The sequence below is a fragment of the Cobetia sp. SIMBA_158 genome (assembly GCF_046566945.1).
Taxonomy (GTDB): Bacteria; Pseudomonadota; Gammaproteobacteria; order Pseudomonadales; family Halomonadaceae; genus Cobetia; species Cobetia amphilecti.
In genome coordinates this window covers 1-281 of sequence record NZ_JAWJYL010000230.1, presented here as the reverse complement: position 1 = coordinate 281, position 281 = coordinate 1, and the positions used below count along the sequence as shown (strand labels likewise).

General features: G+C 32.0%; 1 protein-coding gene. It reads right to left on the bottom strand.

Translation table 11 applies throughout. From position 1 onward, the window contains the following. Window positions 1-42: 42 nt before the first annotated feature. A partial coding sequence (locus R2R70_RS19765) for a hypothetical protein (RefSeq protein ID WP_410978863.1) occupies window positions 43-281 on the bottom strand: 239 nt, incomplete at its 5' end.

Here is a 281-nt window from a genome sequence, read left to right as displayed (position 1 = left end):
CGTTCTAGCTGAGGATTAATATTTATTATTTTCCTTTTTTCCTCATACATGAATTACAGTATGAATTTTTAGATGATTTAGATTTGCTTGTTGAAGTAAGTTGGTAATGCAGGTATATACTGCTATCTTTTGAGGAAGTGAAGTTTTATCGAGGTCAAAAATATTATAATCTTCACTGACAACATCACCAATAAGGTATTCGGTGTTTTCAAATTTCACGTGATATGAACCAGGTTGTAACTCAATACCTAAACTATTCACCTCCTGTATTTTGGTTCGGA